The organism is Bradyrhizobium sp. LA2.1 (assembly GCF_040547725.1).
Classification (GTDB): Bacteria; Pseudomonadota; Alphaproteobacteria; order Rhizobiales; family Xanthobacteraceae; genus Bradyrhizobium; species Bradyrhizobium barranii.
Genome location: NZ_JBEPQI010000013.1, coordinates 56,117 through 77,980, shown reverse-complemented (window position 1 = coordinate 77,980; position 21,864 = coordinate 56,117). Strand labels below are relative to the sequence as shown.

Here is a 21,864-nt window from a genome sequence, read left to right as displayed (position 1 = left end):
GCTTCGCTCCATCCGGGCTACGAAGACGTCCCTACTCCCCGTCCCTCAAGCGCCGATACAACGCGCCCAAAATATTGGAATAGTCGTCGGTCCAGACCCGCACCCGGTCGTCGGCTTCGGTCTGCTCCCATGATTTGGAGGAGGCGAGCCGGCCGACGTCGGCCTCCTCGCGCGCGGAAATGACGACGTCGGTCGAGAAGATGTAGTCCCCGTCGCGTCCGGAATCCTCGTTGAAGACCCAGCTCTTCAGATCGTTGGCATCGGCGATTCCGACCACGACGGTCTCGAGATCGAGGTGCCGGTTGGAGACGTGCATCACCACGGCGCCGTGCGGCGCCAGCTTGTCCTTGTAGATATTCATCGCCTCTTCGGTGGCGAGATGAATCGGGATCGCATCCGACGAATAGGCATCGACGATGATCAGGTCATAAGCGCCGTCGGGCTCTTTCGCGAAGGTGAGGCGAGCATCGCCGATCACCGGCTTCAGGCCCGGCATGCAGCTCGATATGTAGCGAAAGTTCTTCGGGTCGCTCGCCGCGTCGACCATGGACTGGTCGATCTCGAAGAAGGTCCAGCTTTCGCCGGGCTCGGCGGCACAGGCGAGCGTACCCGATCCGACGCCGATTGCAGCGACCTTCAGCGGCGCGCCCTTGCGCTCGCGGATCGCGGTGATGGCCTGACCGATACCGCCGTCCTTGTGGTAATAGGTGATCGGCTCGGGCCGGCCGACGACCGGCGTGCCGTCATTGTTGCGGAAGCGCTCGGCGCCGTGGATCGTGGTGCCGTGCATCAGCACGTGGAAATAGCCGCCGGGCGTCACCACGATCTTGTGCACGCCGAAGAAGCTGCGCACCGTCGTGACACGGCCTTCGTCCGCCGGATAGACGCGGATCAACGCCAGCGCGAGCGCGGCGGTGGCGAAGATCTTCCAGCGGCTGGCGTTGAGCGCGAGCGCCAGAAGTGCCGCGAGCACGCCGACGGCCCCCGCGACCCAGACGCGATGATCCTCGAACCAGGTCGAGAGATCGCCGGTCATGTAAGACGGCGCGACCAGCGCCACCGCGAGCACGGCGAGTGCCAGCCAGTACCATCTGACGATGCCCGCCAGCCGCTCGTTCGCCGGCGGCCGGCACAGCACGGCGAGCGCGACCAGGATCGGGTATTCGGCTATCCAGGAGAAGGTGAATGGAGCAACGAGGCCGGCGAAGAGCCCGCCGACCATGCCGCCGAACGACAGCGCGACATAGAAGCCCGTGAGATATTTGGCGGCCGGGCGTGTCCGCGCCAGCTCGCCATGGCAGGCCATGGCGATGACGAAGAAGCACAATTGGTGGCCGCCGAGGGTCAGCAGCAGATTCTGTTCGCCGCCGAAGGCCAGCAGGACGATGACGCCCGCGATCGCGACCGGCTGGAGCGTCAGCATCCATTTGTGCGGCAACAGCGGCCGCGACTGGAACACCACCACCCAGGTGAGCAGATACAGCGACAGCGGCAGCACCCAGAGCAACGGCGCCGCCGCGACGTCGGTCGAGATGTGCGCCGTGACGGCGATCAGCAGGCCGGACGGCACCGCCGCGAGGAAGATCCAGCGCAGCCGCGTCACGATGCCTGGCGCCGGCGCATTGACGTCCTCGGTCTTTGCGTCGACCACGGCCAGCTTCGGCGAACGCAGCAGCAGCACGCCGCAGGCGGCGATCAGGAGGATCAGGAGGCCGTAGCCAAGGGTCCAGAACCGGTTCTGCGTGTGCAGCGTGAAAATCGGCTCCAGCAGGAATGGATAGGACAACAGCGCGAGGAAGCTGCCGATGTTGGAGGATGCATAGAGGAAATAGGGATCGTGTCCGGCAGGATGGCCGGTGCGGACGAACCAGGCCTGCAGCAGCGGATTGTTGGCGGCGAGCGCGAAGAACGGCAGGCCGATCGAGACCACGAACAGGCCGAGCAGCCAGAACGCATAGCCGGAGGCCGGTGGCTCGCCATAGGCGGTGGCGATGCCGAGCGGCAGCGTGGCGAAGGCTGCGATCAGCAAAACCAGATGCACCGCGACCGGAACGATGCGATTCCTGATCTGCATTAAGAGATGCGCATAGGCATAGCCCGCCAGCAGCAGCGACTGGAAGAACACCATCGCCACCGACCACACTGCCGGCGAGCCGCCGAGCCGCGGCAGCACCATCTTGGCGAACAGCGGCTGCACCGAGAACAGCAGCAGCGCGCTGACGAAGATCGCGGCGGTGTAGACCGTCAGCAGCAGCCGGTTGCGCGACGAGGACGGCTGCTCCGTGGCGGCGGGTTGCACGATCGAATCCATGGAAGCTCCGGCTTAAACCCCGGCGGGCGCCGGACGCGCGCAATGGAGCACAAGGCGCCTGAACGGGCAATAAAGGGTCTCGTGATGTTGCAGCGACGATTGCTTGATATACAGATGTCATTCCGGGTCTGGTCCTTCGGACCATCCCGGAAAGACCGCGGAACATTTTGAATCCTTCATGAGCGAAACCGACGTCATCATCATCGGCGCTGGCCATAACGGCCTCACCTGCGCGGCCTATCTCGCGATGGCGGGCCTGCGCGTGCGCGTCGTCGAGCGCCGCAAGGTGGTCGGCGGGGCCGCGGTCACGGAGGAGTTTCACCCCGGATTCCGCAACTCGGTCGCGGCCTACACCGTGAGCCTGCTCAATCCGCAGGTGATCCGCGACTTGGGCCTCACTGAACAGGGCCTGCGGATCGTCGAGCGGCGCGCGCAGAATTTCCTGCCCGCGCCCGACGGCAGCTATCTGCTCACCGGCGAGGGGCGGACGAAGGAATCCGTCGCGCGGCTGAGTGCGCATGACGCAAGCGCGCTCGACGGGTTCTCGCGCGAGCTGGAAGACATCGCCGACGTGCTGCGGCAGTTCGTGCTGCGTGCGCCGCCGAACCTGCTCGACGGTTTTGGCACGAACGCGATCCGCGAAGCGGTGAACGCGCTCCAGAGCGCCAACATCCTGCGTGGGTTGACGCTGGAGCAAAGCCGCAGCCTGCTCGATCTCTTCACCCGTTCTGCGGGCGAGATGCTGGACGAGCGCTTCGAGCACGATCTGGTCAAGGCGCTGTTCGGCTTCGATGCCATCGTCGGCAATTATGCCAGTCCGTACGCGGCGGGCTCGGCCTATGTGATGCTGCACCACGCCTTCGGCGAGGTGAATGGCAAGAAGGGCGTCTGGGGCCACGCCATCGGCGGCATGGGCGCGATCACGCAGGCGATGGCGCGCGCCGCGCAGGGTCGCGGCGTCACGATCGACACGGATGCGGGTGTGCGCGAGATCATCGTCGAGCGCGACCGCGCCGTCGGCGTGGTGCTGGACAACGGCACGTCCCTCCGCGCGAAATATGTCGCGGCCAACGTCAATCCAAAGCTGCTCTATACGCGGCTGATCGCGGCCGACGCCCTGCCCCCGGACTTCCTCGCGCGCATCCGGCACTGGAAGAACGGCTCCGGCACCTTCCGCATGAATGTGGCGCTGGACCGCCTGCCGTCCTTCACCGCGCTCCCGGGCAACGGCGATCATCTCACCTCCGGCATCATCCTCGCGCCAAGCCTCGGCTACATGGACCGCGCGTATCTCGACGCGCGCGCGCTAGGCTGGAGCCGGGAGCCTGTCGTCGAAATGCTGATCCCCTCCACGCTCGACGACACGCTCGCACCGGCGGGCAAACACGTCGCGAGCCTGTTCTGCCAGCACGTCGCGCCCGAACTGCCCGACGGAAAGTCCTGGGACGACCATCGCGAGGAGGTCGCCGATCTCATGATCGCGACGGTGGACAAATACGCACCCGGCTTTGCGGCAAGCGTGCTCGGCCGCCAGATCCTCTCCCCGCTCGACCTCGAACGGCAATTCGGCCTGTTGGGAGGTGACATCTTCCACGGCGCGCTGACGCTGAACCAGCTGTTCTCGGCGCGGCCGATGCTGGGCCATGCCGACTATCGCGGGCCCCTGAAGGGCCTCTATCATTGCGGTTCCGGCGCCCACCCCGGCGGCGGCGTCACCGGTGCGCCCGGCCACAACGCCGCGCAGGCGATCTTGAGGGATCACCGCTCGCTGTTCGGAAGCCGTGGATAGGTCTGTGGACAGGCTGTTGACAGAGCTGTGAGAAAGCAGTGGGTCGCCTGCGCGCGGCAGGCCCGGCGCGCCCCTTACAAGGCGGTGGAAAAGCTGGGGACGAGTGGCGGGATAAAGCCGTGGACAACTTGGGGGAAACGAGTGGAGGGCCTGTGGGCATTCCGGTGCTCCCAAAACGACCTCGCCCGCCGGGGGCAACTCCCCGTGCGGGCGATCGTCAGGTAACAGCCTCTAAAGAAAAACAGCCCCCGCCAGGAAATGGGAGGCGGAAATTACTTCAAGGAACTGCTAATCGAACCGAACTTGTCGTTCAAGCTGGTGCCCAGGCTGTTCACCACGGTGATGATCGCCAGCGCGATGCCCGCTGCGATCAGGCCGTATTCGATCGCGGTTGCACCGGATTCGTCCGACCAGAACTTCAAAACCATGCTCTTCAAGACTCGCCTCCGTTTCAATTCCAAGATGCGTTGGCTGGATCCAACACCCGGAAATCTACGGGACACAACCTGCAGTCAGGTTAAATCGGAACCTGCAAGTTATACGGAAAATTGGGAACAAAAGTTCCAAAAATTGAACTGACGGAACCCTAGAATGCAGCTTTCTCCCACTCATCGCGCCTGCTTTTCGATCGGCACCGAGGCCGCGGCCAAGCGCGTCGTCGACGTGCTCACGGAGGTCTTTTTCGACGGCGACGCGGCGGTCGCCGCCTTCGAGCGGCCGGACGGACAGTGGGACGTCACGCTCCATTTCGCCGATGCGCCCGATCAGGCATGGCTGCGGGAACTCATTGTAACTTCGGCAGGAAACGAGATCGCCGAAACGCTCATCTTCGACATTGTCGAGGCCAAGGATTGGGTCAAGGCGAGCCTCGAAGATCTCGTCCCGGTGCCGGCCGGGCGCTTCGTCGTGCACGGCAGCCACGACCGCGACCGCGTCGCGCCGAACAAGCTTGCCATCGAGATCGAGGCAGCGCTCGCCTTCGGCACCGGCCACCACGGCACCACACGCGGCTGTTTACTGTTGCTTGACCACGTCCTGAAGAGTTCCCGGCCGAGGAGCCTGCTCGACCTCGGCACCGGCACCGGCGTGCTGGGCATCGCCGCAGCGAAGGCGCTGCATCGCGCGGTGCTCGCCTCCGACATCGACCCGCCGTCGGTGCGGGTGGCGGCAGAGAACGCGACACTGAACCACGTCGGCAACCAGGTGCGGGTGATCCGCGCAACCGGATTTGCCGCACCGGACTTTGCCAGATGCGGCCCGTTCGACCTGGTCCTGGCCAACATCCTTGCCAATCCGTTAAGGCAATTGGCCGGCCCGATGGCGCGGCACCTCGCGCCCGGCGCGCGCGTCATCCTCTCCGGCCTCTTGACCCACCAGGCCCCCGCCGTGATCGCCGCCTACCGCGCACGCGGCCTCGTGCCGGTGCGGCACCTGCGGATCGAGGGGTGGAGCAGCTTGTTGCTGCGGAAGATGGGGTAAGGCAGCCTAGGCGCCGTACGGTGGGCCAAGCGGCTTGTCCGCCATAGCTCGAAGAGCGACGGCGGAAGCGTGCCCACCACATCTATTTGGGATCAAGGAGACATGGTGGGCACGGCGCTCTGCGCCTTTGCCCACCCTACGACACCGCCCTACTCCGCCGGCTTCTCGTCCCGACGTGTCGCGCGCTTGCCCTGCAAGGCGCGCCTAGCGCGGCGCTCGGCGAAACGGTCGATCATCTGGCTGATGAGGCCGCGCGGCTTCTTCGGTGTCGTTGCGGCCGGGGCGCGGTGGGCCGGCGGCGAAATCTTCTCAAACATGAACGCTGGCATCGTGTGTCCCCTCGCCGTTGAGATGAACCACTCGCTCGAATTTCCCTGTTATCCGGACGAAGCGCAACTGCTGCATCCTGTACTCCACTCAATTCGAATGGACCATTTTCAAGCACGGTCCGTGCCAGATGCGACCCCAAATGCGTCTACATTGCGGACTGATCCTCATGATCCTAAACTGAGCCATGTTCGAAGCACACTTCCAGACATTCGAGGAGCCCGAGGCCGGCGTCGCATTGACGGCGCGCCTGGCCGCGCTCCGTGAAGAACTCGCCCGCCGCAAGCTGACCGGCTTCGTCGTTCCGCGCGCCGATCAGCAGCAGAACGAATATGTGCCCCCCTCGGAAGAGCGGCTGGCCTGGCTGACCGGCTTTACCGGTTCCGCAGGATTGGCGGTGGTGCTGACGCATGAGGCCGCGGTTTTCGTCGACGGCCGCTACACGATCCAGGCGGCCAAGCAGGTCGACGCAAAGGCCTGGGCGGTGGAATCGCTGATCGATCCGCCGCCGGAGAGCTGGGTATCGACGCACCTGAAGGCCGGCGACCGCCTCGGATTTGATCCGTGGCTGCACACTTCTTCGGCAGCCGAGCGCCTCGCCGCCGCCTGCGCCAAGGCCGGCGCCGAGCTGGTCGCCGTCGACAGCAACCCGGTCGACGCGATCTGGCAGGACCGGCCGCAGCCGCCGCTGGCCCCGGTCGCCGTGCACAGCCTGCAAAATGCCGGGGTCGCCGAGGCCGAGAAGATCACCCAAATCAAAAGCGAGATCGCCAAGCTCGGCGTCGACGCGCTGGTGCTCTCCGACAGCCACGCCGTGGCCTGGACCTTCAACATCCGCGGCGCCGACGTCGCCCATACTCCGTTGCCGCTGTCCTACGCGCTGGTGCCGAAGGACGGCCGGCCGACCGTGTTCATCGACCACCGAAAACTCTCCAATTTGACCCGCGACCATCTGGAACAGTCCGCCGACGTGCGCGAGCCCGATGCGATGGCGCCGACGCTGATGGCGCTCGCCAAGAGCGGCGCCGCGATCGCACTCGACAATGCCACCGCGGCCGACGCGCTCAGCCGGCTGATCGCAAGCGCCGGCGGCAAGCCGGTGCGCGGCAGCGATCCGATTGCGCTGCTCAAGGCCGTCAAGAACGCGACCGAGATCAAGGGCACACGGACGGCGCATCGCCGCGACGCCGTGGCGCTGGCGCGCTTCCTCGCCTTCGTCGACCGCGAGGCATCAAGCGGCAAGCTGACCGAGATCGACGCGGTCGAAGCGCTTGAGACGTTCCGCCGCGACACCGGCGCGCTGAAGGACGTCTCGTTCCCGACCATATCAGGCACCGGCCCGAACGGCGCCATCGTGCACTACCGTGTCACCCGCAAGAGCAACCGGCGCATCGCGCCCGGCGATCTGCTGCTGATCGATTCCGGTGCGCAATATGAAGACGGCACCACCGACGTCACCCGCACCATGGCCGTGGGCGAGCCGACCGGCGAGATGCGCGACCGCTTCACCCGGGTGCTGCGCGGCCACATCGCGATCGCGCGCGCGGTGTTTCCCGACGGCACCACCGGCGCGCAGCTCGACACGCTGGCACGGCAATATCTCTGGGCCGCCGGCGTCGATTTCGAGCACGGCACCGGCCACGGCGTCGGCAGCTATCTCAGTGTGCACGAAGGACCGGCCCGGATCTCGAAGCTCGGCACCACGCCGCTGAAGCGCGGCATGATCCTCTCCAACGAGCCCGGCTATTACAAGACCGACGGCTTCGGCATCCGCATCGAGAACCTCGAGCTGGTGGTCGCCGCCGACATCGAGGGTGCCGAGAAGCCGATGAACGCGTTCGAGACGCTGACCCTGGCGCCGATCGACCGGCGCCTGGTCGACGTCGCGATGCTGGGCAAGGACGAGCTCGACTGGCTCAACGCCTACCACGCGCGCGTTCGCGCCGAGGTGCGCCCGGCGCTGGACGAAGCGACGAAGGCCTGGCTCGATCAGGCGACGGCCGAGCTGAAGGCGTAAGCGCGCGCCGGAGATGCATGGCGCTACGCGATTTGCGCAACGCTCTCACCTCACACTCGCTGTCATGCCCCGCGAAGGCGGGGCATCCAGTACGCCGCAGCCTCTCGATTCAATCACTACGGCCTCTGGAATACTGGATTCCCCGCCTTCGCGGGGAATGACACCGAAGATGTGGCACGACCGCACAACATCTCAGCACACGCGCCCCGTAGGATAACGGTCTCCACACGCTGTTATCACAACCGTCCCGAAATCCGAATAGCCGCATTCCGAAACGCCGATATCCGTCTTGCGCGAGCACGCTACAGTCGATTCGACTTCGAAAGACGGACGACTATGCACGGCATGATCAGCAGGCCGCCGGACGCGGCGACGAAAAACATCGCGACCTCGCGCGTGGTGTTGCTGCTGCTAGTCGTCATGACCGGGATCGCGCCGATCTCGCTCTACATCCTGGTTCCGGCGCTGCCCGTGCTGGCGACGACGTTCGGCCGCGACATCTCGATCGCACAGATGACGGTGTCGCTGTACATGGTCGGCATCGCACTGTCGCAGCTCATCATGGGACCGCTGTCGGACAGGTTCGGCCGGCGTCCGGTGCTGCTTGGCGGCCTCGCGCTGATGGTCGCGGCGAGCATCGCCTGCATCTTCGCCGAAACCCTGCCGCAACTGATCGCAGCGCGCTTCTTCCAGGCGCTCGGCGGCGCCTCCGGCATGGTGGTGAGCCGCGCCATCATCCGCGATATCTACGAGCGCGACCGCGTCGCCTCCATGATCAGCCTCGTGATCGCAGCGCTGATGATCGGCCAGATGGTCTCACCGCTCACCGGCGGCCTGATCGAGACCGCATTCGGCTGGCGGGCGATCTTCTACGCCGTCACCATCGCCGCGATCGCGGTCGCAATCGGCATCGCAATCGCGCTGCCCGAGACCCGCCGCGATCGCGCGGTCGGCAGCGGCGGCTTTCGCAGCGACGTCGGCACCTTGATCAAGAGCCGCGCCTTCATCGGCTATGTGATGTGCCAGGTGCTGGCGTCCCAGATTATCTTCACCTTCGCCGGCGGCGGCCCCTACATCGTGGTGACGCAGATGGGCCGGACCAGTGCCGAATACGGCGCCTGGTTCGCGACAACAGGCTTTGCGTATCTCGTCGGCAATCTGCTCTGCGTGCGCTTCGCGCCGCGACACTCGCTGGAAAGACTGATCTGGTTCGGGCTCGGCCTGCAACTCTGCGGCAGCCTGTTGAACCTGCTCTGGAGCTTCACCGGCTGGAACGAGGCACCGGCGTGGCTATTCGGCACGCAGATGATCGTGATGGTGGGCAATGCCTTCGTGATGGCGAACTCCGCCGCCGGCGCCATCAGCATCCGCCCTGAAGCCGCCGGCACCGCGTCAGGCGCGATGGGCTTCCTCCAGCAGGGCATCGGCGCGCTGATGTCGCAATTCGGCGCCTATCTCGGCGGCCATTCCGCAACGACGCTGCCGCTGACCTCGGCGGTGCTGGCGATATCGCTGCTCTGCGCCTGCATGATGATCTTCGTCGTTCCCCGCCGCGAGGTGGTGGTGAGCGAGGAGTTGATCGAGCAGGCGGAGGAGGAAGAGAGCGGGATGATGTGAGAGGCGATTGGCCTCGCATCAATCTCGATGTCATTCCCCGCGACCCGGCTACGCCAAGGCTTCGCCGGGGCTGAGGGTCCAGGGCCGCCGAAGCTTTAGCGTAGGCGGCAAGCGGGGAATCCAGTACGCCGCGGCCCATCGGTTCTATCACAGCCGTCTCGGAGTACTGGATCGCCCGGTCAAGCCGGGCGACGACAGCGGAGTGAGTGTGGCGCGAGCGCGCCTCTCTCACTCCCCGATCAGCGTCAGCCACTCGTCCTCGGTCAACACCTTGACGCCGTGCTTGTTGGCTTCCGCGAGCTTGGAGCCCGCGCCCGGGCCGGCGACGACGAGGTCGGTCTTCTTCGACACAGAACCCGACACCTTCGCCCCGAGACGTTCCGCGGTGGCCTTGGCCTCGTCGCGCGTCATCTTCTCCAGCGATCCCGTGAACACCACCGTCTTGCCGGCGACGGCGGAATTGCTCTTCGGCTTCTCGGCGTCGATGATCTCGACTTCCTTGGTGAGGCGCTCGACGATGCCGCGATTGTGGCTCTCGCCGAAATAGTCGGCGATGCTCTTGATCACGGTGTCGCCGATCTGGTCCAGCGCGTCCATCTCGGCCATCGCCTCCTCGTCGCCCTTGGCGACCTTGAGACAGGCGTCGTGGAAAGCGTCCCACGAGCCATAGCCGCGTGCGAGCGCCAGCGCGGTGGTCTCGCCGACATGACGCATCCCGAGCGCAAAGACGAAGCGCTCCAGCGCGATTCTGCGCCGGCTCTCGATGGCGCCGAACAGGTTGCGCACCGACGTTTCGCCGTAGCCCTCGATCTCCTCGAGATTCAGCTTCGCATTGCGCTTCTCCAGCGTGAAAATATCGGCGGGCTCCTTCACCCATCCCTCGTCGAAGAAATACTGGAGCTGCTTCTCGCCAAGACCGTCGATGTCGAAGGCGCGCCGCGACACGAACAGTTTGAGGTGCTCGATCTTCTGATAGGGACAGGCGAACTCGCCGGTGCAGCGGGCGCGCGAGCCCTCTTCGCCGGCCGCCGTCTCCTCGCGCGTGACGTCGGTGTGCAGCGGGCACGGGCACTTCGTCGGGAAATGGAATTCCTTGGCCGTCTTCGGCCGCTTGTCGAGGACGACGTCGACCACCTGCGGGATGACGTCGCCGGCACGCTGGATCACGACGGTGTCGCCGATCCTGATATCGCGCCCCTCGCGCAGCACCTCACCCTTGTTGCCGATGCCCTTGATGTAGTCCTCGTTGTGCAGGGTGACGTTCTGCACGATCACGCCGCCGACGCCGACCGGTTCGAGCTTGCCGACCGGCGTGAACGAGCCGGTGCGGCCGACCTGGATCTCGATGTCGCGCAGCACCGTCACGGCGCGCTCGGCCGGGAATTTGTGCGCGATGCCCCAGCGCGGCGTGCGTGAGACGAAGCCGAGCCGTTCCTGCCAGTCGATGCGGTCGACCTTGTAGACGACGCCGTCGATGTCGTAATCGAGCTTTGCGCGCTGCTCCTCGATCGAATGATGGAACGCGAGCAACTCCTCGACGGAATGACAGAGCCTGGTCAACGGATTGGTCTTGAAGCCGCAGCGCTCGAACCAGCCGATCATGCCGCTCTGCGTACCCTCCGGCATCGCACTCATCTCGCCCCAGGCATAGGCGAAGAAGCCCAGGGGACGCGAGGCGGTGATGGTCGGGTCCTTCTGCCGGAGCGAGCCTGCGGCCGAATTGCGCGGATTGGCGAAGATGGTGCTGCCTTCCGCCTTCTGCCGCTCGTTGAGCGCGAGGAACGCCTTCTTGGTCATGTAGACCTCACCGCGCACCTCGCAGATGTCGGGGACGTTGCGGCCTTTCAGCTTCTGCGGCACGTCTTCGAGCGTGCGGATGTTGGCGGTGACGTCCTCGCCTTCAGCGCCATCACCGCGGGTCGCCGCGGTGACGAGCTCGCCGCCCTCGTAGCGCAGCGACATCGAGAGGCCGTCGATCTTCGGCTCGGCCGAGAAATCGACCTTGTCGTCGTCGAGCTTCAGGAAGCGCACGATGCGGCCGACGAAGTCGCGGACGTCCTCTTCGGCAAACGCGTTGTCGAGCGACAGCATCGGAACGGAATGCCGAACTTTCCTGAAGCGCCCCGACGGCGCCGCGCCGACTTTCTGGGACGGCGACTCCGCGCTGACGAAATCCGGAAAGCGCTTTTCGATCGCGTTGAAGCGCTGGCGCAACGCGTCGTACTCGGCGTCGGTCACGGTGGGCGCGTCCTCTTGATAGTAGCGCCTGTCGTGCTCTTCGAGTTCGAGTGCGAGCCGCATGTGCTCGACCTTGGCCTGCGCCTTGGTGAGGTCGGCGACGTCGCGAAGCGGCCTTGCTTTGGATTTTGCTGCTCTTGCCATGGTGCTTGGATACGACGGAGCGGGCGGGAGGGTAAAGGCGGTTGGTCTCGTGCCCCGGACGCTGCGCAGCGCGGAGCCGTGCGCTGCAGAGCCGGGGCCTGTGTGGCAGCATTCCGTGTCCCGGCTCGCGCTACGCGCATCCGGGACACAAAGTCTAACTCGCCGCCTTGAGCAGCCGATCGGCGGCCGCCCTCGCCTCGGCCGTGATCTCGGCGCCGGCGAGCATGCGGGCGATCTCCTCGCGGCGGTGGTCAGCGGCCAGCGCATTGACGCGGGTGGCGACGCGCTTGCCCTTGTCCAGCGCATCCTTGGAGATCAGCAGATGCTGGCCGGCACGGGCGGCGACCTGCGGAGCGTGGGTCACGGCCATCACCTGCACCTTGCCGGCAAGCCGCGCGAGCCGCCCACCGATGGCGTCCGCGACCGCACCGCCGACCCCGGTGTCGATTTCGTCGAACACCAGCGTCGGCGCCGAGCCGCGGTCGGACAGCACGACCTTGAGCGCCAGCAGGAAGCGCGAGAGCTCGCCGCCGGAAGCGACCTTCATCATCGGACCCGGCTTGGTGCCGGGATTGGTCTGCACCCAGAACTCGACGCGGTCGAAACCCTGCGGGCCCGGCGCGGCCTCATCGGTCTCGACCTGCGTCATGAACTTGGCGCGTTCGAGCTTGAGCGGCGCGAGCTCGGCGTTGACCGCCTTGTTGAGCTTGTCCGCCGACTTCTGCCGCGCCATCGACAGTTTCTTGGCGGCAGCGGCATAGCGCGCGTCAGCCTCGATCGCCGCCTGCTCCAGCTTCTTCAACCGCGAAGCACCGGCATCGATCAGGACGACGTCGGCAGCGTATTTGGCGGCAAGCGCGGCGAGGCCATCGACCGGCGTCGAATATTTACGCGAGGCGGCGCGCAGCGCGAACAGCCGCTCCTCGATGCGCTCGAGCTCGCCCGGATCGAAATCGGTCGCGGCGAGCGCGGCCAGGAGATGCTGGTCGGCTTCCTCCAGCGCGTTGATCGCGACGTCGATCGCCTTCACGGCGGGCTCGACCAGCGCCGGCGAGTTGACACCGCGCCGCTCCAGCCGGCGCACCGCGGCCGACAGCGAGGCGACCGGCGAATGATTGCCGCCGACGGCTTCCTGCGCTTCGCGCAAATCGGAGGCGATCTTCTCGCCCTGCATCATGGTGGTGCGGCGACCGGCGAGCGAGGTCTCCTCGCCTTCCTTGGGCGCGAGCTGCTTCAGCTCGTCGGAGGCGTGGCGCAGATAATCGGCCTCGCGCGCGGCGCGCTCCATGCCGGCGCGATGCTCCTCCAACGCGGTGTTCGCGGTGCGGCGCGCGTCCCAGAGCGCCTCCACGGCCGCGACGTCCTTTTCGAGCCCGGCAAAGGCGTCGAGCAGGCGGCGGTGGGTGGCGGCATCGACCAGCGCGCGCTCGTCATGCTGGCCGTGGATCTCGACCAGGGCGCCACCGACCGCCTTCAGCGTCTGCACGCTGATCGACTGGTCGTTGATGAAGGCGCGGGTGCGGCCGTCGGCGAGTTGCACCCGGCGGAGAATCATCTCGCCGGTATCATCCAGGCCGTTCTCGGCCAGAATCTTCGTCGCGGGGTGATTTTTGGGGATATCGAAGACGGCGGTGACCTGCCCCTGCTCCGCGCCATGGCGCACGAGCCCGGCGTCGCCGCGGCCGCCGAGCGCCAGTGCAAAGGCATCGAGCAGGATGGATTTGCCCGCACCGGTCTCACCGGTCAAAACCGCAAGTCCGGTGGCGAATTCGATATCGAGCCGCTCGATCAGGACGATGTCACGGATCGACAGACGCGCCAGCATGGAATCAAATTTCCTAGCCGAGACTAAAGGCCTATCTTCTTGAAGGCCCTGCTCATCCAGGAACCCTGATTCTCGCTCGGCTCGAGACCCCCGGATTTTACAAGATTATAGGCGTCCTTGTACCAGCGGCTGTCAGGAAAATTGTGGCCAAGCACCGCGGCTGCGGTCTGCGCCTCGGCGACGATGCCGATCGTCATATAGGCCTCGGTGAGCCGGAACAGAGCCTCCTCGACATGGCGGGTGGTCTGGTACTGCGTGACGACGGCCTTGTAGCGGTTGATCGCCGCCGTGTAGTCGCGCTTCTGCATGTAATAGCGGCCGACGTTCATTTCCTTGCCGGCGAGCTGGTCGCGCGCACCCTCGATCTTGGCCTTGGCCGAGGTCGCATATTCCGAGTTCGGATATTTGCGGTTCACCTCTTCCAGCGCGGCGATCGCCTTCTCGGTGCGGGCCTGGTCGCGGCTGATGTCCGGGATCTGATCGTAATGGGAGGCGGCGATCAGGTATTGCGCATAGGCCGCGTCCGGGCTGCCGGGATGCAGCGTGACGTAGCGGGTCGCGGCGCCGATGCAGCCGTCATAGTCGCCGCCCTGGTAGGAGGCATAGGCCGACATCAACAGCGATTTGCGGGCCCAGTCGGAATAAGGATGCTGGCGGTCGACCTCTTCGAACTTCTTGTTCGCCCCCTTCATGTCCTTCTTCTCGTTCATGAGGTACAGGCCCTCATTATAGATCTTGTCGGCGGGCTCCTCGGTGAAGGTGTCGTCCTTGGCGGTGAACTTGTCCCAGAGCGCGCCGGTGCCGCAGCCGGCCAGCGGCAGCGCGAGCACCACGAAGGTGGCGGCTTGAAGCAGCCCGCGGACTCCAGGCGAGACCGAGAGATATCCGCGCGTCATACGCTGTGCCGACATGAATTTAAGCCCTGACGCCCTGTGATGCGGTGTCCGCCAGCCCATGAACCCCGTCATGGGCGCGAAATGTAGCCGTGGTGCCTGCCATGCGACCACGCCGTGTAACCGAAAAACGATCTCGAACCAACCGGATAGGCAGGCATTTCGCCCGGATTAAGGCGAACGCGCCGCAATCCTAGCCGATCATCGTTACCAGGAGTTTCCCGGGAGCCGCCGCCAAACGCCGGCGGCAACAGAACGCCAGTGGCGACAGGTCTCTTCAGGACACGTCCGGCCCGTAGGCCGCGGCGATGCGACCGCCGACGATGCCGCGACCGACTTCGCCCACGGGACGCGTGGTGCGGCGGACCGCCTCGCCCTCGACCACCCGCCAGGCGGTACGGTCGGCGAGCAGCGCGGTCAGGACAGCGTGGTTGAGCTTGTGACCGCCACGCACCGAGCGATAGGCGCCAAGCAGCGGCAGGCCGGCCAGCGCGAGATCGCCGATCACGTCCAGCACCTTGTGGCGGGCGCATTCGTCGGCGTAGCGCAGGCCCTCGGTGTTGAGCAGCCGCTCGTCGTCGAACACGACGGTGTTGTCGAAGGAGGCGCCGAGTGCGTAACCCGCGCTCCAGAGCCGGGCGACGTCGCACATCAGGCCGAAAGTCCGGGCGCGGCCGACTTCGCGGCGGAAGCGCTCCGGGCTCAGATCGAAGCCGTAGCTCTGCTGGCCGATGACGGGATTGGTGAAGTCGATCTCGATATCAACGCGGAATCCGTTGGCGTGGGGCCGGATCTCGCCGAAGGAGTCACCGACCTTGGCCGAGATCGGCTTCAAGATCTGAATGAAGCGGCGCTGTGCCGGCTGGCTGACGATGCCGGCCTGGTCGATCGCGGCAATGAAGGCCGCGGCGCTGCCGTCCATGATCGGCACTTCCGGTCCGTCGATCTCGATGGTGGCGTTGTCGACGCCCATGCCCCGCAGAGCAGCAAGCACGTGCTCGGCGGTGGAAACCAACGGGCCGTCACGATCGCCGAGGACGGTGGCGAAGTCGGTCGCGATCACCTGGTCGGCGGTCGCCTGAATCTCACGGTCACTTCCCTCGAGGCCGGTGCGGACAAAAACAAAACCCGCGTCGACGGGCGCAGGCCCCAGCGTGAGAGTGACGGGAAGACCGGAATGAACGCCAACGCCGGCCACGGTGGCTTGCGCACGAAGCGTTGTTTGCCGGCTAAATTTCATCAGGAATCCGCCCCACTACGACCCACTGCGACTTATACTAGGCCCGCTTGGCCGGCCAGTGCCGACGGTTGCGAATCTCCGTATCCCCAAGTCACGGCAAACCATAGTCACAGCCTCAAACAGCGCCAACTCACGCTTTTTTACCGATTGTTACCCCAAACCTGCCGTATTCGCGCCAAGGCTTAACCAAATTGCGCCGGAGTTTGGGGCCGTTATCGGCAGTTTTACTGAACCACCAAATGCGTAATTAATGATTTAAAATCAGTTGTTTGATCCCGCAATCCGGGCATGCACGGGACCAAAGGAAAGGTCCCGGCAAGCTTCCCGCCGGGACCTTTTTTCGTCGGCCCTATTGTAACAATCCTCAGGTCGCCTGACGCCTCAGGAAGGCCGGGATATCAAGATGGTCGTCACCCTGTGGCGCCGGCGCAACAGGTGCCGGGCGACCATGCATGTCCAGGCCCTGAGGCGCAGGACGGCGGGCATACTCCGATACCGGCTCGCTTGCCGCGATCTGCTGCGCCACGCTCTTCTGGGGCCGGCGATCGGGCAGCGGCGGCATCGCGGGACCGGCGGTGCGGGCTGCGACCGGCGCCTCACTCTCCTCGTCGCGGCGGCCGAGGCCGACATTGGCGAGGCGCTGGAGCAGCGACAGGCGGGTCTTCTGCGGGGTCTCTTCTTCAACCTCGCCGCGGGCCTGGCGAAGCTCGGCCTGGGCCGGCATCGGCAGTTCGTCGATACGCGGCATCCGCGGTGCACGGACCGGCCCACGCTCGGCCTGCGGCGGGATGAAAGTTTCCGGCGTCATCGGCTCCTGCATCGCGACCGGGGCCATGTCAGGCTCCGGAAACAGCGTCGGCTTCTGCGCGATCGGGCGTACCGTGACGTCGCCATAGGTCTGCATCGGCGCGGGCGCCTGCGGGACCTCGGCAACGGCAGCCGCGATGGCGGCAAGCGCGGCGCGCTCGACATTCGGACGCGGCGCGGTCGGGGCGGCGGCCGGGATCTGGGCTTCCAGCTTCTGGGCGCGCTCGGCCATGCGCTGATTGTCGGCGCGCAGACGCGCGGTCAGATCGGCGAGACGGCTCTCGGCAGCGGCGGCCGGAGCAGCGGGAGCCTGCTGCACCTGTTGAATCTGCTGCGGCGCCGCGTTCGCGACCGGGGCGCTGGTGGCCTGGGTGTTGCGGGCGATCGTTGCCTGCTCGATGCCGGTGGCGACGACCGAGACGCGGATCAGGCCGTCGAGCGCTTCGTCGAAGGTCGCGCCGACGATGATGTTGGCGTCCTGATCGACTTCCTCGCGGATGCGGGTCGCGGCTTCGTCAACCTCGAACAAGGTGAGGTCCTTGCCGCCGGTGATCGAGATGAGGAGGCCCTTGGCGCCCTTCATCGAGCTATCGTCGATCAGCGGGTTGGCGATCGCGGCTTCAGCGGCGGTCAACGCGCGCTTGTCACCGGAAGCTTCGCCCGTACCCATCATCGCCTTGCCCATCTCGCGCATGACGGCGCGAACGTCGGCGAAGTCGAGGTTGATCAGACCTTCCTTGACCATCAGGTCGGTGATGCAGGCAACGCCGGAATAGAGCACCTGGTCGGCCATCGCGAAGGCGTCGGCGAAGGTGGTCTTCTCGTTGGCGACCCGGAACAGGTTCTGGTTCGGGATGATCAGGAGCGTGTCGACGACCTTGTGCAGCTCGTTGATGCCGGCCTCGGCGGTGCGCATGCGGCGGCCGCCCTCGAAGTGGAACGGCTTGGTCACGACGCCGACGGTGAGGATGCCCATGTCGCGCGCGGTCTTGGCGATGACGGGAGCAGCACCGGTGCCGGTGCCGCCGCCCATGCCGGCGGTGACGAACACCATGTTGGCGCCCGAGAGATGGTCGCGCAGTTCGTCGATCACCTCTTCCGCCGCCGCCGCGCCGACGTTCGGCTGCGAACCCGCGCCGAGGCCTTGCGTGACCGCGGTGCCCATCTGCACGATGCGCTGCGCCTTCGACATCGTCAGCGCCTGCGCGTCGGTGTTGGCGACCACGAAGTCGACGCCCTGGAGGCCCGCCGTGATCATGTTGTTGACGGCGTTGCCACCGGCGCCACCGACGCCGAACACGGTGATCCGGGGCTTCAATTCGTGAATATCAGGAACATTGATGCTGATGGTCATGTTTGCCTCTCGATCACGCGCGCGTGGGTTCGCCCCGGCCGGCGGCCGCGGGAGTTGGTGAAATGCGAAGGTTGCGGAACCGGTTCATCAGAAGCCCTCGCGTAGCCATCGTCCGACCTTTCCAAAATAACCGCCCGTCCCTGTCTTGACCTGCTGCCGCGTATGCCGCGGTTCGACATGCTCGTGATGAACATATTGCGGGTAGACGAGGAGCCCGGCCGGCACCGCGAACGCGGCGTTCTTCGCCTCGTTGGGCAGCCGGCCGAAACCGAGCGGACGTCCGACCCGCACGGGCCGGCCGAGAATCTGTGTGCCGAGTTCGACGAGTCCGGTGAGCTGCGAGGCGCCGCCGGAGAGCACGACGCGGCCGTTGGGCTCTGAGGCGAAGGGCGAATCCTTCAGCTTGTCCCGAACCATTTCGAAGACTTCCTCGGCACGGTGCTTGACGATGTTGGCGATGGTCGCGCGGGAGACGATCTGCGGCAGATCCTGCTCGTCACCGGCTGTCGGTACAGACATCAGCTCACGCGAGTCCGATCCGCCGGTGATGACGGTCCCATATAACGTCTTGATTCGCTCGGCATCGGCAATGGTCGCGGAGAGTCCGCGCGCGAGATCCATCGTGATGTGTTGCCCGCCGACCGCAAAGCCCGCCGCATGCACGAAGCGGCCGCCGGAATAGACCGCGATCGTCGTGGTACCCGCGCCCATCTCGACGACGGCGGCACCGAGATCGGCCTCGTCGTCGGTCAGCACCGACAGGCCGGCCACATAGGGGCTCGCTGCCATGGCTTCGACATTGATGTGGCAGCGCTCTACCGCCAGCATCAGGTTACGGGCAACGGTGGCCTCGCAGGTGACGACGTTCATGTCGACGCCGAACTGATGCGCGACCATGCCGCGCGGATCTCGGATGCCCTTGACGCCGTCGAGCGTGTAGCCGACCGGCAGCGCGTGCAGCACGGTGCGGCCCTCGCCGGTGGCGTGGCGCATGCCGGTCGAGGTGACGCGGCTGACATCGGCCGGCGTCACGGCGCCGCCGCGGATGTCGGCGGCGGCTTCGACCAGCTGGCCGGAGAGCCGGCCGCCGGAGACCGACAGCAGCACGGACTCGACCCGCACCTTGGCCATCTTCTCCGCCAGCCCGACGGCCTGGCGTACCGCCTGCTCGCATTCGGCAAGATCGATCACCGCGCCGGCCTTCATGCCGCGCGACTGGATCTGGCTGTAACCGATCAGCTCCACCGCGTGGGTACGGTCGCGCAGGGCTTCGCTCGGCGCCGACGGCCTCAGCCGCGCAATCATGCAGGCGATCTTGCTGGTGCCGATATCGAGGCAGGCGACGATGCCGCCGCGCTTGTGCGGCATCGGGCGCGTCTTCGGGGTCTGGGTGCGATCAAGACCGGTCATGCGGCGTCCCCGGCCTTCTTTTTCTTCTTGTCCTTGAACAGGTCCTCGCGCGCCTTGGCGGCGTCGTCGGACAGCTGCACCACCAGGCGATCGGGCAGGCGCATGTCGACGGCGACGATGTCGCGGGAGAACAGCTTGTCCTCCTTGTCGAGCCGGGACAGCGTCGCGAGGGCGTTGCCGACGTCCTGCTCGGGCAGACGGATGTCGAGGCCATCCTTGAGCCTCAGGTTCCAGCGCCGCTCGCCGACATAGATCGCGGCTTTGGTCACCGAATTGATCTGCGGATAGCGCGCCAGCAGCGCCAGGAAATCGCGCGCCTGGGTGTCGGCGCCCTTGCCGACCACGAGCGGCAGCGACAGGAACCGGCGCGAGACGTAAGGCTCGAGCACCGCGCCGTCATCGGCGATGACGGAGAGGCGGCCGCCCTCCTGCCACAGCGCGAACGCCTGGCGCTCGGTGATGTCGATCATGAGCCGGCCCGGATAGAGCTTCAGCACGGTCGCATCCGCAATCCAGGGATTGGCCTTGAGCTTGTCGCGCACGACGTCGGCGTCGAGGAACAGCAGCGAGGAGCGGCCGCTGACCCCGCCGACCGCGAGGATCTCGTCCTGGCTGAGCTGCTTGCGGCCGTTGATCACGACAGAGGTGATGCGGAAGCCCGCAGAATTGGCCAGCGCGTTGCGGGTGTCGCTGACTGCGGCGATGAAATCCTGGAGGTGGCCGCCCCTGACGATGCCGAAGCCGCAGCTTCCGACCAGCAGCAGAACGGTCATGGTGATCCCGACCCGGCGCGGCGCATAGCGCTCGACCAGCGCGACCACGCGCGGCGGCGGCTCGCGCTCGACGACGGGCTTGGCTTTGGTCTTGGACCTGATCTTGTTCTGGGCGGCAGCGCGCTTCTGGTCGCGCTTGTCCTGCACCCACTCGCGCAGAAGCACGACCGCTCCGATAGCGGCCGCCTTCAGGTCAGCTTGGGGCCTCAGCGATCTCAGAAACGACCGGGTGAGGCTTCCTGCACCATCCATTGCACGAGCTCGTCAACAGTTAGCCCGCGACATCGCGCGGGTCCTGGCGAACATGACGTCTCGGACTTGCCGGGCCGGGTGCTGGTCTTCAGAAGAAGAAAACCTCTCCCCTTCAAAGCGTTCGCTGGAGGTGACATCACCCGCAACAGCCCACGCGCCGGCAGCCAAAGCGTCATATGCGCCGCCAGCGTTAACCTTCGGACGTCCTGGTAAACAAAAGGTAAACTTCGTTAACGCGGGATGCGTTTTGCCCAGGCGTGTGAGGCATTTATGCCGCGATGTCCGGCATTTTACCGGTTTTGGGTTCCAAAACCGGCCATTTCGCCCGTTCCGCCGTTAACCAGTCCTAATTAATTTCTTACGCCCCGCCCGGCGAGCTCGACCAGGCCGCGCAGGAAGTCGACGAACTCGATGCCTTCGGCTTTCAGCGCCTTGGGGTAGAGCGAGGACTTGGTCAACCCGGGCAGCGTGTTGGTCTCGAGATAGATCAGGCCCCTGTCGGAGACGATGAAGTCCGAGCGGGAATAGCCGGTGCAGGACATCGCGCGATGCGCCAGCATCGCCTGCTCCTTCAGCGCAGCGGTGATCTCGGGCGAAAAACGCCCGGGGCAGATCTCCTGGGTCGACTTCAGGAGATATTTTGCGGCGTAGTCGAAATTGCCCTCGCCCGGAATGATTTCGATCGGCGGCAGCGAGATGATCGAGCCGTCGGGGCGCTCCAGCACACCGCAGGTCGCCTCGACGCCAGCGATGTAGGGCTCGATCACATAGTCTTCGTGCTTTGCCGCATTGCGGACGGCGACGAGATCCTGCCTGGCGTTGACGAAGATCAGGCCGTAGCTCGAGCCGTCGCGCGCCGGCTTCGCGATCAGCCGGCCGTATTCGGCGAAGGCCTCGTCGATCTTGTCCAGCGCAACGTTGGCCGGCGGCGTCACGCCGCCGAGCGCGGCGAAATGCTTGGCCGCGATCTTGTCGAAGGCGAGATGCGAGGAGGCCGAGCCCGATCCGGTGAAAGGCACGCCGCGCGCCTCGCACATCACCTGCAATTCGCCGTTCTCCGCGCGCCCGCCATGCAGGCCGAGCACCAGCACGCGGCCCTCCGTCTTGGCCTGGTCGAGCGCCTGCCCCAGCGGAATGCCTGATGTGCCGGGCTTGAACTCGTCCTCGAACGGACGGGCGTGTTCGAGCAGTTGCTTCGACTGCACGACATGCACCTTGTCCTCGACGTCCCACCACCAGAGATCGGCCTCGGGCAGCGCCTGATGTAGCGCCTGGGCTGAGGCGACCGAAACCAGACGCTCCCGGTTGGAGCCGCCGAAGAGGATGGTGATGCGCATGTTCATAGTTCTCTCTAGTTCGTCATTCCGGGGCGCGACGAAGTCGCGAGC

The 21,864-nt window shown here is 65.8% G+C and carries 15 protein-coding genes; 4 read left to right on the top strand and 11 right to left on the bottom strand.

Going from position 1 to position 21,864, the window contains the following annotated elements; translation table 11 throughout:
• Positions 1–31: 31 nt before the first annotated feature.
• On the bottom strand, positions 32–2,311 hold the full coding sequence (locus ABIB95_RS24885; RefSeq protein ID WP_354242891.1) for a fused MFS/spermidine synthase: 2,280 nt from the start codon (positions 2,309–2,311) through the stop codon (positions 32–34).
• A 178-nt stretch (positions 2,312–2,489) separates the two neighbouring features.
• Here ABIB95_RS24885 and ABIB95_RS24880 point away from each other — a divergent pair, with 178 nt between their 5' ends.
• Positions 2,490–4,100, top strand: a complete 1,611-nt coding sequence (locus tag ABIB95_RS24880; protein ID WP_354242888.1) for a phytoene desaturase family protein — start codon at positions 2,490–2,492, stop codon at positions 4,098–4,100.
• Between the two features lie 272 nt (positions 4,101–4,372).
• Here ABIB95_RS24880 and ABIB95_RS24875 read toward each other — a convergent pair whose 3' ends face one another.
• Positions 4,373–4,528, bottom strand: coding sequence for a Flp family type IVb pilin (locus ABIB95_RS24875; RefSeq protein WP_094183922.1), 156 nt, complete (start codon positions 4,526–4,528; stop codon positions 4,373–4,375).
• Between the two features lie 163 nt (positions 4,529–4,691).
• Between ABIB95_RS24875 and ABIB95_RS24870 the strand changes: the two genes are divergently transcribed.
• Entirely contained in the window at positions 4,692–5,579 is an 888-nt protein-coding gene (locus tag ABIB95_RS24870; RefSeq protein WP_354242885.1) for a 50S ribosomal protein L11 methyltransferase, read from the top strand.
• 149 nt (positions 5,580–5,728) lie between these two features.
• On the opposite strand, the gene ABIB95_RS24865 is transcribed toward ABIB95_RS24870, so the two are convergent.
• Positions 5,729–5,908: a hypothetical protein gene (locus ABIB95_RS24865; protein WP_028147633.1), complete on the bottom strand. Its 180-nt coding sequence runs from the start codon at positions 5,906–5,908 to the stop codon at positions 5,729–5,731.
• A gap of 185 nt (positions 5,909–6,093) precedes the next feature.
• On the opposite strand from ABIB95_RS24865, the gene ABIB95_RS24860 reads away from it, so the two are divergent.
• Positions 6,094–7,923: an aminopeptidase P family protein gene (locus tag ABIB95_RS24860; protein ID WP_354242881.1), complete on the top strand. Its 1,830-nt coding sequence runs from the start codon at positions 6,094–6,096 to the stop codon at positions 7,921–7,923.
• 336 nt (positions 7,924–8,259) lie between these two features.
• Positions 8,260–9,540, top strand: coding sequence for a multidrug effflux MFS transporter (locus ABIB95_RS24855; protein WP_354242878.1), 1,281 nt, complete (start codon positions 8,260–8,262; stop codon positions 9,538–9,540).
• Positions 9,541–9,768: 228 nt separating this feature from the next.
• Here the strand turns inward: ABIB95_RS24855 and ligA are convergent, their stop codons facing one another.
• From ligA to ABIB95_RS24815, 8 genes are all read right to left on the bottom strand, one after another.
• Positions 9,769–11,922, bottom strand: a complete 2,154-nt coding sequence (gene ligA, locus ABIB95_RS24850; RefSeq protein ID WP_354242875.1) for an NAD-dependent DNA ligase LigA — start codon at positions 11,920–11,922, stop codon at positions 9,769–9,771.
• Positions 11,923–12,076: 154 nt separating this feature from the next.
• Positions 12,077–13,747 (bottom strand): DNA repair protein RecN, encoded by a 1,671-nt coding sequence (gene recN, locus ABIB95_RS24845; RefSeq protein WP_071910406.1) that lies wholly within the window; start codon positions 13,745–13,747, stop codon positions 12,077–12,079.
• Between the two features lie 23 nt (positions 13,748–13,770).
• Positions 13,771–14,658: an outer membrane protein assembly factor BamD gene (locus ABIB95_RS24840; RefSeq protein ID WP_028147628.1), complete on the bottom strand. Its 888-nt coding sequence runs from the start codon at positions 14,656–14,658 to the stop codon at positions 13,771–13,773.
• 259 nt (positions 14,659–14,917) lie between these two features.
• Positions 14,918–15,880: a UDP-3-O-acyl-N-acetylglucosamine deacetylase gene (gene lpxC, locus ABIB95_RS24835; RefSeq protein ID WP_208088185.1), complete on the bottom strand. Its 963-nt coding sequence runs from the start codon at positions 15,878–15,880 to the stop codon at positions 14,918–14,920.
• A 364-nt stretch (positions 15,881–16,244) separates the two neighbouring features.
• A complete protein-coding gene (gene ftsZ, locus ABIB95_RS24830) occupies positions 16,245–18,041 on the bottom strand; it encodes a cell division protein FtsZ (protein ID WP_071910402.1) in 1,797 nt (598 codons plus the stop codon).
• Between the two features lie 87 nt (positions 18,042–18,128).
• Entirely contained in the window at positions 18,129–19,451 is a 1,323-nt protein-coding gene (gene ftsA, locus ABIB95_RS24825; protein ID WP_071910400.1) for a cell division protein FtsA, read from the bottom strand.
• On the bottom strand, positions 19,448–20,476 hold the full coding sequence (locus ABIB95_RS24820; protein WP_354242872.1) for a cell division protein FtsQ/DivIB: 1,029 nt from the start codon (positions 20,474–20,476) through the stop codon (positions 19,448–19,450). The genes ftsA and ABIB95_RS24820 overlap by 4 nt, the downstream gene beginning before the upstream one ends.
• Positions 20,477–20,826: 350 nt before the next feature.
• Positions 20,827–21,813: a D-alanine--D-alanine ligase family protein gene (locus tag ABIB95_RS24815; RefSeq protein WP_166101910.1), complete on the bottom strand. Its 987-nt coding sequence runs from the start codon at positions 21,811–21,813 to the stop codon at positions 20,827–20,829.
• Positions 21,814–21,864 lie beyond the last annotated feature (51 nt).

Coding starts and splice junctions, on each gene's coding strand:
- lpxC (WP_208088185.1), bottom strand. CDS start 15,880: ATGAAATTTAGCCGGCAAACAACGCTTCGTGCGCAAGCCACCGTGGCC.
- ABIB95_RS24870 (WP_354242885.1), top strand. CDS start 4,692: ATGCAGCTTTCTCCCACTCATCGCGCCTGCTTTTCGATCGGCACCGAG.
- ABIB95_RS24880 (WP_354242888.1), top strand. CDS start 2,490: ATGAGCGAAACCGACGTCATCATCATCGGCGCTGGCCATAACGGCCTC.
- ABIB95_RS24865 (WP_028147633.1), bottom strand. CDS start 5,908: ATGCCAGCGTTCATGTTTGAGAAGATTTCGCCGCCGGCCCACCGCGCC.
- ligA (WP_354242875.1), bottom strand. CDS start 11,922: ATGGCAAGAGCAGCAAAATCCAAAGCAAGGCCGCTTCGCGACGTCGCC.
- recN (WP_071910406.1), bottom strand. CDS start 13,747: ATGCTGGCGCGTCTGTCGATCCGTGACATCGTCCTGATCGAGCGGCTC.
- ABIB95_RS24855 (WP_354242878.1), top strand. CDS start 8,260: ATGCACGGCATGATCAGCAGGCCGCCGGACGCGGCGACGAAAAACATC.
- ABIB95_RS24820 (WP_354242872.1), bottom strand. CDS start 20,476: ATGGATGGTGCAGGAAGCCTCACCCGGTCGTTTCTGAGATCGCTGAGG.
- ABIB95_RS24840 (WP_028147628.1), bottom strand. CDS start 14,658: ATGTCGGCACAGCGTATGACGCGCGGATATCTCTCGGTCTCGCCTGGA.
- ABIB95_RS24875 (WP_094183922.1), bottom strand. CDS start 4,528: ATGGTTTTGAAGTTCTGGTCGGACGAATCCGGTGCAACCGCGATCGAA.
- ABIB95_RS24815 (WP_166101910.1), bottom strand. CDS start 21,813: ATGCGCATCACCATCCTCTTCGGCGGCTCCAACCGGGAGCGTCTGGTT.
- ABIB95_RS24860 (WP_354242881.1), top strand. CDS start 6,094: ATGTTCGAAGCACACTTCCAGACATTCGAGGAGCCCGAGGCCGGCGTC.
- ftsA (WP_071910400.1), bottom strand. CDS start 19,451: ATGACCGGTCTTGATCGCACCCAGACCCCGAAGACGCGCCCGATGCCG.
- ABIB95_RS24885 (WP_354242891.1), bottom strand. CDS start 2,311: ATGGATTCGATCGTGCAACCCGCCGCCACGGAGCAGCCGTCCTCGTCG.
- ftsZ (WP_071910402.1), bottom strand. CDS start 18,041: ATGACCATCAGCATCAATGTTCCTGATATTCACGAATTGAAGCCCCGG.